This window comes from Sulfurirhabdus autotrophica, assembly GCF_004346685.1.
Lineage (GTDB): Bacteria > Pseudomonadota > Gammaproteobacteria > Burkholderiales > SMCO01 > Sulfurirhabdus > Sulfurirhabdus autotrophica.
This window is the reverse complement of record NZ_SMCO01000001.1, coordinates 297,764-312,628: the sequence shown is the minus strand read 5'-3', so window position 1 is coordinate 312,628 and position 14,865 is coordinate 297,764. Positions and strand designations below refer to the sequence as shown.

The following is a 14,865-nucleotide window of genomic DNA, read 5'->3' as shown; positions in this document are numbered from 1 at the left end:
ATGAATGATCAGCGCCGGGATATTTCAATAACAGTCCCCATACTCGCCAGAGTAGAAGGTGAAGGTGCGTTGTCACTCAAGGTGAAAGACGGGCGTATCAGCGAATTGAATCTGCGCATCTTTGAGCCGCCAAGGCTATTTGAAAAGTTACTGGAAGGCAGAAGATACGAAGAAGTGCCAGACATGGTAGCCAGAATCTGTGGAATTTGTCCTGTGGCATACCAAATGAGTGCTTCCCATGCAATCGAAAGTATTTTTGGTACGACCACCAGCCCGTGGGTGAGGGCTATGCGCCGCCTGTTTTATTGTGGGGAATGGATCGAATCTCACAGCCTGCACATTCATTTGCTTGCCGCACCGGATTATCTAGGGTTTAACAGCGCGCCAGAAATGGCGAAGGACTATCCAGACGAGGTGCGTCGTGGTCTCAGACTACAAGGTCTGGGCAATGATATTATTTCTTTTTTGGGTGGGAGATCAGTTAATCCTGTTGGTGCACGGGTTGGAGGTTTTTACCATGCACCTGCCATTGCCGCTGCTCAATCGTTGCTTCAACAATTAAAAACCCTTTTACCCGAAGCTGAAGCACTGGTCAGATGGACCGGTGGGCTGAATTTCCCTGCTATTCAGCAGGATTTTGAGTGCGTTAGCCTTAGCCATCCAGACGAATATCCCATGAACGAAGGCCGACTGGTTTCCAGCCGTGGTATGGATATCGCTATTTCTGATTTTGAAAATGAATTTATCGAACATCAAGTACCTTATTCAACCGCATTGCATTGCTTACACAACGGAAAACCTTATCTGGTTGGCCCACTGGCGAGGCTAAATCTGAATTGGGACAAGTTACCAGCCAGTGTTCGCAAAAATGCTGAATCCACGGGTATTACCTGGCCATCTCAAAATGTGTATCACAGTTTGGTGGCGCGAGCGATTGAAATTCATTATGCGTTTGTTGAAGCCATTCGGTTACTGGAAGCCTATGAATTACCAAACAGTTCATATAGTGAATCGCAGCCAAAAGCAGGGACAGGTTACGGGTGCACCGAGGCACCCAGAGGCATTTTGTGGCATAAATATGAAATGGATGGTCGCGGACAAGTAGTAAATGCTCGGATAGTCCCTCCCACCAGTCAAAATCAGGCGCGCATAGAAGAAGATTTGAAGCTCAGTATAGAACAGCTTGGTTTTGATCAGCCGGACGACATCATTCGCCACCGTGCAGAAACTGTCATTCGTAACTATGATCCCTGCATTTCTTGTGCCACGCATTTTCTTGATTTGCGCGTTGAGCGGGAATGAAAGTCGCTGCACCTATCCGAATTTTGGGTATTGGGTCACCGTTAGGCGATGATGAAGTAGGGTGGTTAGTCGCTAAGGTATTACAGCAAAATTTAGACCTGAATAACTTATCCGTTTCAATGCATGATCGACCAGGCGCAAACCTGATCAGGTTAATGCATGGGGCAGAAATAGTTATATTGATAGATGCCATTATAACGGAGGCAACTCCCGGAACCTTGTATCGCTTGGAAGGTAATGCAATTCACCAGGCGTTTCAAAATCAAACTTCAACCCATGGATTCGGCTTGGCAGAGGCTTTAAAATTAGCTCAAGCGTTGGGGGAGGCACCTGCGAATGTTGTGTTATGGGGAATGGAAATAGTATCGGCTGATCCAGCAATGGGTATGAGTGACACAGTACGTGAGGCAATTCCGGCGCTGGTTAATGCAATAGAGGATGAAGTGACAGTTATACTTGAAAGAAATGAAAATTGAAGATCAATATTGCAAAATAAAACTCACATAGTGTGAATACTTTTCTGGGCTAAAGTGTTACTAATGTCACTGACCGCTCAGTATCACTTGTAGGGAAAGTATTTTCTTCATGCGGGGGTAGATTGGATGTCAGCGAAGAGTTCATCTATACAGCGGTTGCTTTTTCCCCAGTCAAAGAACTGACCTTCAATATGAGTCGCGCAATCCATGCGTGTACCTGATTGTGTCTTTCGCAATGTTACATAGAGCGTACCAGCGAAAGACCACATGTCTGAGGGTAAGGTTGATTCAAGTAGACATCCATCTTCAAACTGGTGAACCTGCTGCAAAACCTGGCCATGGCGAGCCAAAGAGCAGAGGGCCGAAACAATTGCCGTACCAATGGGAATAGTCAGATTTTGAGAACGTTCTTTTCCAGTCTTAATGCCAAGTCTTGCTGAGATCGGTTGAGCAACGGAGGTCAGTTTTTCCAGGGAAATCGGTAGCGGTATGATTTTATCGGCTATGGCTAAAAACTCCTCTCCAGATACGGTTTTTTTGGACATAGATGAATGTTTAGCTATCATTTCCTTTACTTTCGGTAGGCTAACCAGCTTTTCATAGTTAAATTCCTGAGTCCAATCGGTGGGCTGCGATTCGGGAGTATCAAGAACGGTGACAGGTTCACCACATTCCGAACAGAATTTGCCAGAAATCTTCGCGCCACAATTTGAGCAGAACATAGGTTGATACCTTTCCTCGTTTCCAGTTTGTGTAGCCCAACGTAAACAAAGTCCTGTTTTCTTTATTGTAGCGAAAATATTGTCGAATGTTAGGCTGGGAAGCCTAACCTGAACGAGCAATCCGGATATACCTGTGCCTCATTAGATAGGTTTGCATAGAGGTATTCCACAAAGCTATTTCCACAGCAAGCCCGCTACTCTTTTCCCCATGACTCCCTGATTGAATACCACTTCGGCTATGGGTGTTTCAGCGCATGCGATGCCAAAGCAAACATGTAAAGGCAAAAGATGCTCTTCTCTAGAGTGACAAAATCTTGCAGACGGTGCCTTTTCCCACTCAATCAGTCTCTGCTCACGTTCTTCAGTTGGAATCGTCTGACTTGCGCAGGTTTCGATCAGCCAGTCATTAAATAATTCGCTTTCTTTGTTACTGTTGGTGTCCGATGAAAAAAATGCCCGCATATTATGGAACGACATACCTGACCCAATAATCAGCACATTATTTTTACGTAAAGCAGCCAAAGATTTTCCCATTGCAATATGTTGCAATGGGTCTAAATGATTCAGTAATGATAGCTGGATGCAAGGAATATTCGCATTCGGATACATCAGCTTAAGTGGCACAAACAATCCATGGTCAAAACCACGCCGATCATCAAGTATTGCTGATACACCGCTGCGTTGTATCAGTTCAAGTACTTCGTGAGCCAGTGGCGGGTTACCTGGAGCAGGATATTGTATTTCATAAGATTCCGCAGGAAATCCAAAGTAATCATAGATTAGCTCTGGATGGCTGCCACTCGTTATCGTCGGCTGCTCTGCTTCCCAGTGAGCACTGATCACCAAAATCGCTGAAGGTTCGCTAATTCTGGTTGCAATTTCCTTCAGAAAATTCACCAACTCCGCATGTCTTTCATCGCCAAGCAAGGGCAGGGGACCCCCACCATGGGGAAGATATAAAACAGGTGAAAGCGTTTCAGATGTTTTGTTAATCATTGAAACTCCTGTTGGGAAAGTATCAAGAACTGGGTTGCAGGCCAACTATTCAGGTCAAATCACGGCTGTGCTGTATTTTAAAGGGCGTGCTTCTCACATTCTAGGCCAACTTTCGGAAAGTTGGTAAATGGTAAGTGCAATAAGCGCCAAACCAATGATTTCAACGATGAAGGCCTGAAATGGGGCGTCATCATCCACTTGCGTAATCTTCTCTGCCGGGAAGCGACCTAATGTTAGTGTGCGACAAGCACACCAGCCAACAGCCCAACCAACGGTTTGCACACAAAAATCCCATTCTAGCCACCACGTATTCGACAGAGACAAGTTTTTTGCAGATTAAGGAGGAAGCGGTCCAGTTCGACGTCTAACTCGCCACAGGGATCAGCCCGCCTATAGCCCATGACATGCTGCGTCAAAGAACGCCCAATGGTCAATGGACAGCATCCTGGCAGCCCGCTGCCGTGATTGACGGACCGCTTCGTTCCTCTCATAACACGGTATGGAAGGTGTTGTGCGTGTACTGCCCCTTACCCGAGCTCGGCTATAACTGGAAAGATCGCAAGATCTCAACCCGATGCGATGAATGAGCCGGTACAAGGGCACGATATTATTTCTGGGGCACAGACCAACTGTCTGTAATGGTGTCGTGCAACATCGATGCTGTAGAGCCCCGATAGGTGTTTGGTGCAGGACATGTTTCGCGCCAGCTGTTGAAATCAAGTCAGCGCATGTTCATTCGTCTGGAGTGACGTGAATACTTAGACTAAACGCTTCGCGTCAAGTCAAAGGCAATTCTTTGCCTCTTGACACAGTGGGGCCTCATAAGGGTTAGGAATGGCGTGACGACTAGATGTTGCCTCAAAAGGCGGTGCTGGCGAGACGGCGACTGCACGTGGTTGAGCGAGCAGCACTGCATTTATTTTGCTTTGCCATGCGCAGAAGCAGGACGCGCAGGCACTCCTGGTCTTTCGTCTTTCGTGTAGTGGCAATAAGCAATTGTTCCACCTGCCGCCACTACTGCGACTCCGCCAACCACGAGGGTGGCAGGGGCGGTAACAAAACCGACTACAGTTCCGACGGTGCCCAATGTTCCCGCCAAGTAGCCGCTGGAAGCGGTAGCTGCAATTGCGGCACCTGAACTGTGTGCGAGCGCAGTTACTCCAGCGACATTTAGACCGATGCCTGTTGCAACTCCGGCACCGGCTAAGCCAGTAGAGATTTTCGCGTAGGTCGTGTCTGCGTATTCACAAACACCGGCATGGGCAACTATGTGCGAAGCCATGAGCACAAGTGCCAGCGCCAGTTGTCCAATGTGGTTCTTGTTCATGATCGAGTCCTTCCTGTTAAGGTTAATTATATGTTTTGATAGTCGCGGCTAATTCACACCGCGAGACTTCAGTGCTGCCTTGCCCGAAGACACACAACTTGAATAGACGGTCGGCTTTTCAGATTCGATGGAATATGAATCGGACAGTGCTCGACACCTGCTTTCAAGCTCTTGAAGTGGATCGCGTTTGTCGCCGCCTGAGAGGAATGAAATAGCAACCATCAGGCCGATAATTGTGCCAACAATCCCGCCGATAAGCTTGAAGAAGCCGACAATGCAGCCAGATGGCTTGGCTTTCAATCGAACACCGCATTTGGGGCAAGCATCAGCTTTCGAGCTGACTTCGCCCCCACATTCCTTGCACTTGATCATGGCCACGGTAATTCCTCCGAATTCCTAACGTTAAGTAGCCGTCCTAAAAGACGGAAAGTAATACATCATAGTGACGTATTAAACATATTTCATCAGAATTTTCCACGTAAAATCAATGGGTATGTATCAATTACACGACCTATATAAAACCCCTTTTTCGTCAGTCCTGCATTTAAATGCAAGGTATGTATATCCGTGCACGAGGCATACTGGATGTTGTCGCAACTTTGCGGAACAACTATAACGTACAATATAGCCTAAAGGCATAAAATATATTAAATGCTTGTTTAGGGCTTTTGATTATCTCAGGCTATCTGCATATGGCTTTGTCTTGAATTGCATAATTTTGGGATGCATTCTGATTGTGAATCTTATCAAATCAGTTTGCGATATTTCTAAGCGTATAAACAACCCAGTTTTACCCCAATCAAGTTAATAGTGCACTTCTAAAATATTATTTTCTGTCTGTTAATATTCAGTTTACTATATTCACCTATCAGCAATTTTGAATGGAGTATTTCCGTGAGGCTTATAAAATCATGCTTATGGCCATTTCTGTTTTTGACATTATTTTCCCCTGTTTCATTAAGCTACGCTGACCAAACTGTGCTTGAAATTATTCCTCTAAAACACAGAACTGTGGATCAGGTGTTGCCGATTCTTCAGCCATTTGTTGAAAAGCAGGGAGCAATTAATGGGATGAATAATCAACTGATTATCCGCGCTACGCCTGCCAATCTGAGCCAAATAAAGGAAATTCTGAATCAGATTGATACAGTTCAGCGAAAGCTGCTGATCACGGTGAAGCAGAGTACGCAGCGTGATATAGAAGGTAAGGAAGCCGAGGTTTCAGGGCGTTTGGGTGTGGGTGACAATGCCAGGGTTGTGGTGGGAAGCACCAGAAGCAGGGATGGCGGGTCTATTGAAGTAGGGCGCGGTGGTGATGTTGCCCGTGCCCGCGTATATAGCTCACAAAGGCAGGAAGATTCTGCAAACACCCAGCAGTTGCAAGTGCTTGAAGGAGGACAAGCTTTTATTCGTATGGGTACTTCCGTGCCTGTACCGGAAAGAACTGTGGTGAGAAACGGGCAGACTGTTACCGTAATACAGGGTACTTCTTACCGGGATGTGACCAGTGGGTTTTATGTGAGGCCGAGAATTCAGGGGAATCGAGTGACGCTGGAAATTTCTCCTCAGAATAATACGGTAGACAGCCGGGGGCGCATCAACATTCAACAAGCCCAGACTGAGGTTTCTGGCCGGATTGGGGAATGGATGGAAATTGGCGGAATTAATCAGGAACGTTCTGTAAACGAATCTGGCATTGCTTATTCTACCAATGAAACCGGGCAGGATCAGCGCCGGATATTGCTTAAAGTGGAAGAGTTAAAGTAAGTTTTTTGACTAATTAACTAGTTCCCATCTGGAAACATCTGTTTTTCTCTCCCCCTTGATGTGAGAGGGCTAGGGAAAGGGTGATAACCCCTTGAAATTCAACCCCTCTCCCCAACCCTCTCCCACAAGGGGAGAGGGGGATGTAGCGTTTCTGGATGGGAACTACTTAGAAAATTCAGTTGGATTGACAAATTTTGCAAATTTTGGGGTTTTTGTAATATAAGAAATGGGTTTTTAACCGCAGAGGCGCTGAGGCGCGGAGTTGATGTGACTTGTAACATACAATCTGTGATGAATTGTTACATGGCGACTTTGTTAACGCTTTTACAAAGCTTTGCATTTCTCCGCACCTCAGCGCCTCTGCGGTTCATATAAAAAGTCATTCAAACTACTTGTAAAACTTAGTAATACGTTGTTACCGAGGGCAGGCATTATGCCCATTTTGCAATTACACACCTGCCCATTTGTAGCCGATTACGCCGATGACTACCAGCGCGACAGTCGCCCAGCCCAGACGGTCTACATAGAGGTGTAACTTTTCCTCCATACTTTTTCCTCCCCATGCCATCAGTCCGGCAACCAGAAAAAAGCGTGCTCCGCGCCCTATCAGTGAGGCCAGTGTAAAGGGCAGTAATGCCATCGACAGGGCACCGGCTGCAATAGTGAACACTTTGTAGGGTATGGGCGAAAAACCAGCGATGAAGATTGCCCAGAAACCCCACTGGGTAAACCAGTCTACTGCCGACTGATACCGTTCCCAGTAATGAGATTCGCGTAGCCATGGTTCTATGGCGTCGAAGGCAAAAAAGCCGATGGTGTAACCTAATAGGCCGCCTGCCACGGATGCCAGCGTAGTGAGCAATGCGAAGCGCCAGGCCTTTGAAGGATTGGCGAGGCTCATTGGAGCGAGCATGACATCTGGCGGTACGGGAAAGAAAGATGATTCTGCGAAGCTTAATGTCCCAAGATACCACGGGGCGCGTGGATGCCGAGACCATTTCATTGCACGGCTGTAAAATGAAGAAAATATGCGCATGGTGCAGTTGCCTTAAAGTAAAGTGGTGACAAGCACCTCATCAAGTATTTGGATTAGCATGGTGTCTTGTATGTGTTTAGCTGAATGGCTTGGTCGCGCTAAACATGGTAAATCCGGCCTTTAGTTTTTGACGACTGGATTGCCTTCACTGATCCAGTTAGTAATGCCGTTGCGAACGTTGTAAATTTTGGTATACCCCATATCAGTCAGTTCATGTGCCAGTGATCGGGTGCGGCTACCGGTACGGCAGATCAATATAACCGGATCGTTTTTGTTCACTTCTGCTGTAAATCGACCCAGAAACGCTGGATTCATCCTGCCGCTTGCGTCAACGTAAGTGAGTTTATGGCTGCCTTCCACTACGTTTGTTTGCATCCATTCTTCTGGGCGGCGGATGTCATATAAAGGAATTCCCTGCGCGATCAACGTTTTCAATTGCGCATTGTCGATGCTGGTATAAGGCGGTTCGGAACATGCCCCAAGGGAAAATGTGAGCAACAGAATTCCTAATAGTCGTGTCAGCATCAATGGTTCTCCTTACGGGTGGCAATTAAGCTCGCAATAACGCTAGCCCCGATTAAAACGGCGACGATGGCCAGCGAGGCGGCAACGGGTACATGGTACCAGGGGGCAATGAGCATCTTTGTACCAATGAAGGTGAGCACCATGGCCAAACCGTATTTCAATAAATGGAAACGGTCTGCGACGTCCGCGAGCAGGAAGTACAGCGCTCGCAAGCCCATGATAGCGAAGATGTTTGAGGTAAACACAATGAATGGGTCTGTGGTGATGGCGAAGATTGCCGGGATGGAATCTACCGCGAATACCAGATCAGAGACTTCAATGAGAATCAGCACCAGAAAGAGTGGCGTGAAGTAACGAACTCCGTCTTTCATAATGGAAAATTTTTCGCCATGATAATCATCGGAAATTCGCAAATGTTTGCGCGCGAACTTGAGTACCGGGTTGTGAGTGAGATCAGGTTCTTTTTCTGCCATAACCAACATGCGTAAGCCGGTAAATACCAGAAAAAAGCCAAAGAGGTAGAGCACCCAGCTGAATTCACGCACCAGCCATGCGCCAGCCAGAATCATGATTGCGCGCAGGACGATAGCCCCAAGCACGCCATAAATCAGTACCCGGCGCTGGAATTCAGCAGAAACATGGAAAGCTGAGAAAATCAGCAGGAAGACAAAAACATTATCTATCGACAGGGATTTTTCAATCAGGTAACCGGTGAAAAATTCCAGCGCTTTACGATCAGCAATTTCTTGTCCGAACGTACCATTGAGATACCACCAAAGGCCTGCATTAAACAGGAGCGCCATACTGACCCATACCAGTGACCAGGTTGCAGCCTCCTTGACACTGACCTTATGCGCCTTCCTGCCACCAAACACGAACAAATCCAGCGCGAGCATTACCAGTACAAAACCGATAAAACTCGCCCACATCCAGGGCTCACCGATAGAAACAGCTGTGTTATTCATATGTTTGTTAGATCTTTATTGTGAGGGTGTGAATCAGCAATTTTTGCCCGGCATTCTTCAATAACTGAAGGTGGTATCAGTCGCAGCGCCAGCCAGACCAGACCCGGAACGATAATCAGGTCATCAAGTTGGCCAATAATGGGTAAAAAGTCCGGAATGAGATCAAATGGCAACAGAGCATAGCCCACCGCTGCACCAAGCAGCAGGCGGGCAGCAAGTGGCGTGTGCGGATGGGAAAGGGCGCACCGATAGACGGCTAACTCTCGTTTGAACGCCTGGGCTAACGCTGCCAGCTTTGCACGCACTTATTGGCCTGATTTTAGCGCAGCAATACGCTCTTCCAGAGGCGGGTGAGTCATGAAAAGACGCTTGAATCCACTTGCCCCCCCGCCTGCAATACCGAAGGCCGCCATTTTTTCAGGCAATGGTTGTGGATGCAACGAATTTAATCGTTCCAGTGCCGCTATCATGGCCCCTTTCCCTGCCAGTGTTGCTCCCCCAAAATCGGCCCTGAATTCTCGCTTGCGAGAAAACCACATGACGATGATTGAAGCCAGAACGCCAAGCACCATTTCAGCGATGATCATGGTAACGAAAAATGCCGGACCTGTGCCGCGCTCTGTTTTAAATATCACTTTGTCCACTAGGTAACCAATGACACGGGACAAGAACATGACAAAAGTGTTCACTACACCTTGAATCAACGCCAGTGTCACCATATCACCGTTAGCAACGTGAGAAATTTCGTGGCCCAGTACCGCTTCTGCCTCGTCTTTTGTCATGGCTTGCAGCAGTCCCGTTGAAACAGCCACAAGTGCATTGTTCTTGTTCATTCCGGTGGCAAAAGCATTGACATCAGGAGAGTCAAAAATCGCTACTTCCGGCATGCCGATACCAGCTGCCTTAGCCTGACGCTGCACTGTTTCGACCAGCCATTTCTCTCCGGGAGTTTCTGGTGTTTCAATCACCCTTGCGCCGGTAGAGCGTTTGGCAGTCCACTTTGATATGGCGAGGGAAATGAATGAGCCTCCCATACCCATAATGGCGGCGAAAATCAGCAACGAAGTGAGATTCAGCCCCGACGAAGTAAGGTATGGCTCTACGCCCAAAATCCGCATAGTGACGGAGAGCACAAGAACAATGGCCATATTGGTGGCCAGAAACAGAATAATGCGGTTCATGATTCAATCTCCTGAGTGTTAATGTTCTTTCCCATGATCTTCAGCTTTGTGAGTCAAAAACAGTGATGCACCAATCAGGGCAATGGCACCACCGAGATATAATAGATCCAGCGGTGAAGTGACCTTCATGTTTAATGCTTCCTCAAACAAGGTGACGATCAGAATCATCAAAATCACCTTGGCCAGCCGTGCTTTGAGGTCATCCAGACTTTCAATTACCAGAATTTTGCTGGATGTCTTGCTGCCATGGGCATCGTCGATATCACTGACGAACAATTCATACATGCCGAGCGCAAAAATCAGCATGAAAGTGGCAAGCAAATAACCGTCTACCACTTCCACTACGTGCGTGATAGTCTGGTCATGCAACAGTTTTCGCGCGTCCTCTGTCAGGGCCGGGTCTGCGTAATGCAGCATATGGCCAACCAGATAGATTACATCTACAGTGGCCATGTAGAAGATGGCTGTAGCGGCAGCCATACTGGCTACCACTGCTACCACAACGACAAAGCGTCCACTCCAGAGGGGTTTCTCAAACAGTCTTTCTATGTAATTCAACATGTTGATTATTAATCATCACTGTTCATGAATCCCAGCAAGTGAAGCAGGCTGGTAAACAGGTTGAAGATGGAAACAAATAGCGTGACTGTTGCCATGATGTAATTGGTTTCACCACCATGAATGATATTGCTGGTTTCATACAAGATCAGCCCTGACATCAGCAGTACGAAGACAGCGGAAACTGTCAGCGATAAGGCAGGGATTTCAAAAAACATCGCACCCAGCCCAGCCAAAAAGCCGACTACCATACCCACCATCAGAAAGCCGCCCATAAAGCTGAAATCTTTGCGGCTGGTTAGTGCATAGCCTGAGAGCCCAAGAAAAATCGCGCCGGTAAGCCCCATTGCGGTCATGACAATTTGGCCACCGTTAGGCAAACCGAGATAATGGCTGACAATCGGGCCCAATGTGTAGCCCATGAAACCCGTAAGCCCAAAAACAAAAGCAAGCCCAAGTGCGCTATCGCGAAACTTGGAGGTGAGGAATAACAAGCCAAAATAACCTATCAAAGTGATAATAATCCCCGGGTGCGGCAATTTCATCGCAACGGCAGCTGCGGCGGTTAATGCGCTGAATAGCAGTGTCATGGATAGCAACATATAAGTGTTGCGAATCATCTTGTTGGTGGAAAGAACGAGAGATGCCTGTGAAGACATACCCTTATTCTGATCAATCGAATGAATAGTGTTCATGGATTTATACTCCTTAAAGTAATTACAACATGAAGTATAGTGCTACTTTTATATTCTATAAATTCGATTATAATTGATAAGTTATTCGAAAAATTCGAAGCATAAACTATATGGCAACGCTAAATTACAAACATCTTCACTATTTCTGGGCGGTAGCTAAAGCGGGAAGTGTGACCCGCGCCAGCGAACGGTTGCATTTAACGCCACAAACCATCAGCGGGCAGTTGAGTCTGTTCGAGGAAGTGATGGGGGTGGAACTGTTTAATCGTACTGGCCGTCAATTCGAGCTGACTGAATCAGGACGGATGGTGTTCAGTTACGCGGAAGAAATATTTTCGCTTGGACAGGAACTAGAACAGGCATTGCATCATCAACCCATGGACAGGCCGTTGCAAGTCAAAGTGGGCGTCACAGATGCCGTGCCCAAAGCAGTTGCGTACCAATTGCTGGAACCCGCAATGCAGGTTCCTCAGCCCCCGCGTATCATTTGCCGTGAAGGAAAAGTGGCTGATCTGCTGGCAGAATTGGCGTTGCACCGACTGGATATCGTAATAGCCGATAGCCCCATGCCACGTACCGTGGATATAAAGGGATTCAGTCATCCACTTGGTGAATGTGGCCTGACTTTTTTTGCCACAGCCGATCTCGCAAAACAGCATTCTGGCCCTTTCCCTAAATGTCTGGATGGGGCGCCCATGCTTCTGCCCGGGGAAGGGGTGGCAGTCAGATCCAGGCTGACTCGCTGGTTTAACGACAACCAGATCCGTCCACGTATTACCGGTGAGTTTGATGATGGTGCTTTGATGACCGCTTTTGGCCAGGCTGGAGTGGGCATTTTCGCAGCCCCTTCGGCGATTGCGGAACAGGTGATACGGCAGCATGAAGTTATCAGTATAGGTTCGACTGAAGAAGTGATAGAGCAGTTTTATGCTATTTCTGTGGAACGTAAATTGACGCACCCGGCAGTGGTTGCAATTAGCCGTGCGGCGCGGCAAGAATTTTTTATGACTCGGAAGCCAGGGAAAAAAGGGGCGCTTTAATACCGTTCCTGTTTCTAACCGTTTTTCGTCAGAAGTTGGGTAGTATGCTCAAAAGCTTGAGGCCGCCCGAGGTAGTAACCTTGTGCGTGGGTAAAACCTAGCGCTATCACTTTATCCAGCAATGATTTTGTTTCTATTCCTTCTGCTACAAGATTATAGCCTGCGCTAATGAGCAGCTTGGCGAGGTTTTCTACAATAATACTTTGCCGGTCATTTCGCTCCAGGCTGCGAATCATTGAAATATCGAATTTGATCAGGTCTACCGGCATATTGGATAAGTATCGAAGAGAAGAATAGCCACTGCCGAAATCATCCAGTGCAATCAAAAAGCCGATTTTGCGTAATTTGTTTAAATTGGCCGATGCATGGGTGATTTGTGTAATCAGGGCAGTTTCAGTGACTTCCAGTACCAGTTTGTACTCTTTAAAGAATGGTTCAAATTCCAGGAGTTTTTTCGTGACGTCTTCGTTAACAATACCTGGGCCTGAAACGTTCATTGAAACGCCAGTCCCAGACGGGATAACCTTGTTTTCCAGGTCGCGACGAATACGTTCCAGAATGGCCAGATCGAATTCAACTTCAAGACGCCGTCTTTCAACAACCGGGAATATACCTGAAGGCATAATGAGAATCCCTTTGTCCTGAATGCGCACCAAAGCTTCGTAATAATCGCAATTTTCGGCTGGTAAACGAGCAATCATTTGATAATGCATCTGGAGCATATCAATAGACGCTATCGCTTCATAAACCGCATGGGTTTCTTTATTGGAAACAACTGATTCGTGCGATTGACTCATTTCTTCAGAGTAAATCGAGATGTTTTTCTGACCCGGGCGCTTGGCATGGTACATAGCCAGGTCTGCCTGCTTGTGGAGAACAGACAGGTCATCAACTGATAGATCTTTTTCGTACGCCATGCCAATACTGATTTTGACAGGTTCGTGGATGCCCAACTCAGTAAAATCAAATTCAGCGATGAAAGCAAAACAGCGTTGAGCAATCTTTTCAGCAGCAGCAATATCCGTGTTAAACAGAATCGTGGCAAATTCGTCTCCCCCCAACCGGTATAGCCGATCACCGGTTCGTAAAGCGGCTTGCAGGGTTTTGGCAATTCCCTGGATAACCAGATCACCAATCTGATGTCCGTAGGTGTCATTGATTGCTTTGAAGTGGTCGCAATCAAACAATAAAAATGTGGCTTGCTTTTGAGAGGCGCCCGAATTTTTTAATTGCTCATACCAGTCATCTTCAAAAGCTCTCCGGTTATAGACACTGGTTAGCGGGTCATGGTGCGCGAGCGTCCAGAGTTCGTTATGAGAATCTTCCAGGCTGAGATGCATTGCATCAAGATTTTTCTGGTAATCATTTAATGATTTACGTACTTTTTCAAGTTCAGCTACAGCAAATCTGTCACGCGAGGTGATTTGCAATATATGGCCATGTTCGTCATGCGTGCTGTCAATGCTTTTGGATATCTGGCGCAAAGGCTTTGCCAAAAAGTGGTTCACAAAGAAATAAGCCAGAATGGATGTCAGAATAATGACACTGATTACGCGATAAAGCGTCATTGACATGACGTTTTCAAGTTGATTATTTGTTTCATCGCTAATCAAGTTGTATTTCAGGCGAGAAACAATATCTGTTGCGAGCAAACGGTAGCCGGGCGCTGAATTTAGCGATATAGAATTAATGTCAAGAAAGCGAAATTTTTTCAATCTTTGAATCTGAGCAAGGAAATCTATCTTGAAACCAGCATATCCAAGCAGGAACTGGTGATCTTCGTCTGACCAGACTGGGAAAAAATAATAGAGATGGTCATGAAGGGCTTCTTTTTTTAACGTCAACCCGATATCAGCCTTTGTTATTTTTAAAGGCATCGAAGCCTCACCTTTCAAATCTTTGGTAAAGCTCTCACCTCTTGTATTATATAACTCCACTATTTCAAGGTGTTCCGGGAAAACACCTGCGCTTAATGCACGGGAATTTCGCCAGTATCTGTAATAACTGGGATCGTAAAATTGTTGACGTAGTTCGTCCCATTTGCTCGCAGCTAATGCATATTTCTGAAAGTCCGAATCAAGTTGGGTGATTGCTTCTGATATTTCCTGTTGGGCAGATTTTTTATTTTTGATTGATGTTTCTTCATTGAGTGATTGTATTTCGTAACGCATCAGAATAGCGATGAACGTAATGAATACCCCGATGATGACAAAAAATGCGAATGCATAATGCCTGATGGAAAGGGGGAGAAAACGGCCTTTAAATTTCATGGGTA

Annotated in this window: 18 protein-coding genes; 5 read left to right on the top strand and 13 right to left on the bottom strand. The window is 46.6% G+C overall.

The genetic code is table 11. From position 1 onward, the window contains the following. Together EDC63_RS01595 and EDC63_RS01590 are read left to right on the top strand one after the other, a co-directional pair. Positions 1–1,302 carry a Ni/Fe hydrogenase subunit alpha gene (locus EDC63_RS01595; protein ID WP_124947700.1) on the top strand — a complete coding sequence of 434 codons (1,302 nt, stop codon included), beginning with the start codon at positions 1–3 and terminating at the stop codon, positions 1,300–1,302. Further along, the gene (locus EDC63_RS01590) at positions 1,299–1,778 is read left to right on the top strand and encodes a hydrogenase maturation protease (RefSeq protein WP_124947701.1); all 480 of its coding nucleotides are present in this window, start codon (positions 1,299–1,301) and stop codon (positions 1,776–1,778) included. Before EDC63_RS01595 ends, EDC63_RS01590 begins: the two co-directional genes overlap by 4 nt. Positions 1,779–1,885: 107 nt before the next feature. Here the strand turns inward: EDC63_RS01590 and EDC63_RS01585 are convergent, their stop codons facing one another. The 3 genes from EDC63_RS01585 to EDC63_RS01575 all read right to left on the bottom strand — a co-directional run bounded on the left by EDC63_RS01585 (position 1,886) and on the right by EDC63_RS01575 (position 3,820). Then, positions 1,886–2,500, bottom strand: coding sequence for a zinc ribbon domain-containing protein (locus tag EDC63_RS01585; RefSeq protein WP_124947702.1), 615 nt, complete (start codon positions 2,498–2,500; stop codon positions 1,886–1,888). 174 nt (positions 2,501–2,674) lie between these two features. Further along, complete coding sequence (locus EDC63_RS01580; protein ID WP_124947703.1) at positions 2,675–3,496, bottom strand: DODA-type extradiol aromatic ring-opening family dioxygenase; 822 nt, start codon at positions 3,494–3,496, stop codon at positions 2,675–2,677. 93 nt (positions 3,497–3,589) lie between these two features. Next, complete coding sequence (locus tag EDC63_RS01575; RefSeq protein WP_124947704.1) at positions 3,590–3,820, bottom strand: hypothetical protein; 231 nt, start codon at positions 3,818–3,820, stop codon at positions 3,590–3,592. An 80-nt stretch (positions 3,821–3,900) separates the two neighbouring features. Here EDC63_RS01575 and EDC63_RS01570 point away from each other — a divergent pair, with 80 nt between their 5' ends. Beyond that, positions 3,901–4,083, top strand: coding sequence for a hypothetical protein (locus tag EDC63_RS01570; protein WP_124947705.1), 183 nt, complete (start codon positions 3,901–3,903; stop codon positions 4,081–4,083). A 329-nt stretch (positions 4,084–4,412) separates the two neighbouring features. Here the strand turns inward: EDC63_RS01570 and EDC63_RS01565 are convergent, their stop codons facing one another. Both EDC63_RS01565 and EDC63_RS01560 read right to left on the bottom strand, forming a co-directional pair. After that, entirely contained in the window at positions 4,413–4,823 is a 411-nt protein-coding gene (locus tag EDC63_RS01565) for a hypothetical protein (RefSeq protein ID WP_124947706.1), read from the bottom strand. Positions 4,824–4,871: 48 nt separating this feature from the next. Next, positions 4,872–5,201 (bottom strand): hypothetical protein, encoded by a 330-nt coding sequence (locus tag EDC63_RS01560; protein ID WP_132920866.1) that lies wholly within the window; start codon positions 5,199–5,201, stop codon positions 4,872–4,874. A 516-nt stretch (positions 5,202–5,717) separates the two neighbouring features. Here EDC63_RS01560 and EDC63_RS01555 point away from each other — a divergent pair. Continuing rightward, entirely contained in the window at positions 5,718–6,590 is an 873-nt protein-coding gene (locus EDC63_RS01555) for a secretin N-terminal domain-containing protein (protein WP_399166031.1), read from the top strand. Between the two features lie 448 nt (positions 6,591–7,038). Here the strand turns inward: EDC63_RS01555 and EDC63_RS01550 are convergent, their stop codons facing one another. The 7 genes from EDC63_RS01550 to EDC63_RS01520 all read right to left on the bottom strand — a co-directional run bounded on the left by EDC63_RS01550 (position 7,039) and on the right by EDC63_RS01520 (position 11,550). Beyond that, a complete protein-coding gene (locus EDC63_RS01550; protein ID WP_124947708.1) occupies positions 7,039–7,626 on the bottom strand; it encodes a YqaA family protein in 588 nt (195 codons plus the stop codon). Positions 7,627–7,746: 120 nt separating this feature from the next. Further along, positions 7,747–8,151: a rhodanese-like domain-containing protein gene (locus EDC63_RS01545; protein WP_124947709.1), complete on the bottom strand. Its 405-nt coding sequence runs from the start codon at positions 8,149–8,151 to the stop codon at positions 7,747–7,749. Continuing rightward, positions 8,151–9,116: a TerC family protein gene (locus tag EDC63_RS01540; protein WP_124947710.1), complete on the bottom strand. Its 966-nt coding sequence runs from the start codon at positions 9,114–9,116 to the stop codon at positions 8,151–8,153. Before EDC63_RS01540 ends, EDC63_RS01545 begins: the two co-directional genes overlap by 1 nt. Then, positions 9,113–9,421 (bottom strand): YkvA family protein, encoded by a 309-nt coding sequence (locus tag EDC63_RS01535; RefSeq protein WP_124947711.1) that lies wholly within the window; start codon positions 9,419–9,421, stop codon positions 9,113–9,115. The genes EDC63_RS01540 and EDC63_RS01535 overlap by 4 nt, the downstream gene beginning before the upstream one ends. Next, on the bottom strand, positions 9,422–10,297 hold the full coding sequence (gene htpX / locus EDC63_RS01530; protein WP_124947712.1) for a protease HtpX: 876 nt from the start codon (positions 10,295–10,297) through the stop codon (positions 9,422–9,424). Positions 10,298–10,315: 18 nt separating this feature from the next. Then, entirely contained in the window at positions 10,316–10,858 is a 543-nt protein-coding gene (locus EDC63_RS01525; RefSeq protein ID WP_132920865.1) for a YqhA family protein, read from the bottom strand. Between the two features lie 8 nt (positions 10,859–10,866). Further along, positions 10,867–11,550 carry a Bax inhibitor-1/YccA family protein gene (locus EDC63_RS01520; protein WP_189836550.1) on the bottom strand — a complete coding sequence of 228 codons (684 nt, stop codon included), beginning with the start codon at positions 11,548–11,550 and terminating at the stop codon, positions 10,867–10,869. 110 nt (positions 11,551–11,660) lie between these two features. Between EDC63_RS01520 and nhaR the strand changes: the two genes are divergently transcribed. Next, positions 11,661–12,590 carry a transcriptional activator NhaR gene (nhaR, locus tag EDC63_RS01515; RefSeq protein ID WP_124947713.1) on the top strand — a complete coding sequence of 310 codons (930 nt, stop codon included), beginning with the start codon at positions 11,661–11,663 and terminating at the stop codon, positions 12,588–12,590. Positions 12,591–12,604: 14 nt separating this feature from the next. Here nhaR and EDC63_RS01510 read toward each other — a convergent pair whose 3' ends face one another. Next, on the bottom strand, positions 12,605–14,860 hold the full coding sequence (locus EDC63_RS01510) for a putative bifunctional diguanylate cyclase/phosphodiesterase (protein ID WP_124947714.1): 2,256 nt from the start codon (positions 14,858–14,860) through the stop codon (positions 12,605–12,607). Positions 14,861–14,865 lie beyond the last annotated feature (5 nt).

Excerpts from the sequence above, each read along its gene's own strand:
- EDC63_RS01595 (WP_124947700.1), top strand. The coding sequence starts at position 1 with ATGAATGATCAGCGCCGGGATATTTCAATAACAGTCCCCATACTCGCC.
- EDC63_RS01590 (WP_124947701.1), top strand. The coding sequence starts at position 1,299 with ATGAAAGTCGCTGCACCTATCCGAATTTTGGGTATTGGGTCACCGTTA.
- EDC63_RS01585 (WP_124947702.1), bottom strand. The coding sequence starts at position 2,500 with ATGTTCTGCTCAAATTGTGGCGCGAAGATTTCTGGCAAATTCTGTTCG.
- EDC63_RS01580 (WP_124947703.1), bottom strand. The coding sequence starts at position 3,496 with ATGATTAACAAAACATCTGAAACGCTTTCACCTGTTTTATATCTTCCC.
- EDC63_RS01570 (WP_124947705.1), top strand. The coding sequence starts at position 3,901 with ATGCTGCGTCAAAGAACGCCCAATGGTCAATGGACAGCATCCTGGCAG.
- EDC63_RS01565 (WP_124947706.1), bottom strand. The coding sequence starts at position 4,823 with ATGAACAAGAACCACATTGGACAACTGGCGCTGGCACTTGTGCTCATG.
- EDC63_RS01550 (WP_124947708.1), bottom strand. The coding sequence starts at position 7,626 with ATGCGCATATTTTCTTCATTTTACAGCCGTGCAATGAAATGGTCTCGG.
- EDC63_RS01545 (WP_124947709.1), bottom strand. The coding sequence starts at position 8,151 with ATGCTGACACGACTATTAGGAATTCTGTTGCTCACATTTTCCCTTGGG.
- EDC63_RS01540 (WP_124947710.1), bottom strand. The coding sequence starts at position 9,116 with ATGAATAACACAGCTGTTTCTATCGGTGAGCCCTGGATGTGGGCGAGT.
- htpX (WP_124947712.1), bottom strand. The coding sequence starts at position 10,297 with ATGAACCGCATTATTCTGTTTCTGGCCACCAATATGGCCATTGTTCTT.
- EDC63_RS01525 (WP_132920865.1), bottom strand. The coding sequence starts at position 10,858 with ATGTTGAATTACATAGAAAGACTGTTTGAGAAACCCCTCTGGAGTGGA.
- EDC63_RS01520 (WP_189836550.1), bottom strand. The coding sequence starts at position 11,550 with ATGAACACTATTCATTCGATTGATCAGAATAAGGGTATGTCTTCACAG.
- nhaR (WP_124947713.1), top strand. The coding sequence starts at position 11,661 with ATGGCAACGCTAAATTACAAACATCTTCACTATTTCTGGGCGGTAGCT.
- EDC63_RS01510 (WP_124947714.1), bottom strand. The coding sequence starts at position 14,860 with ATGAAATTTAAAGGCCGTTTTCTCCCCCTTTCCATCAGGCATTATGCA.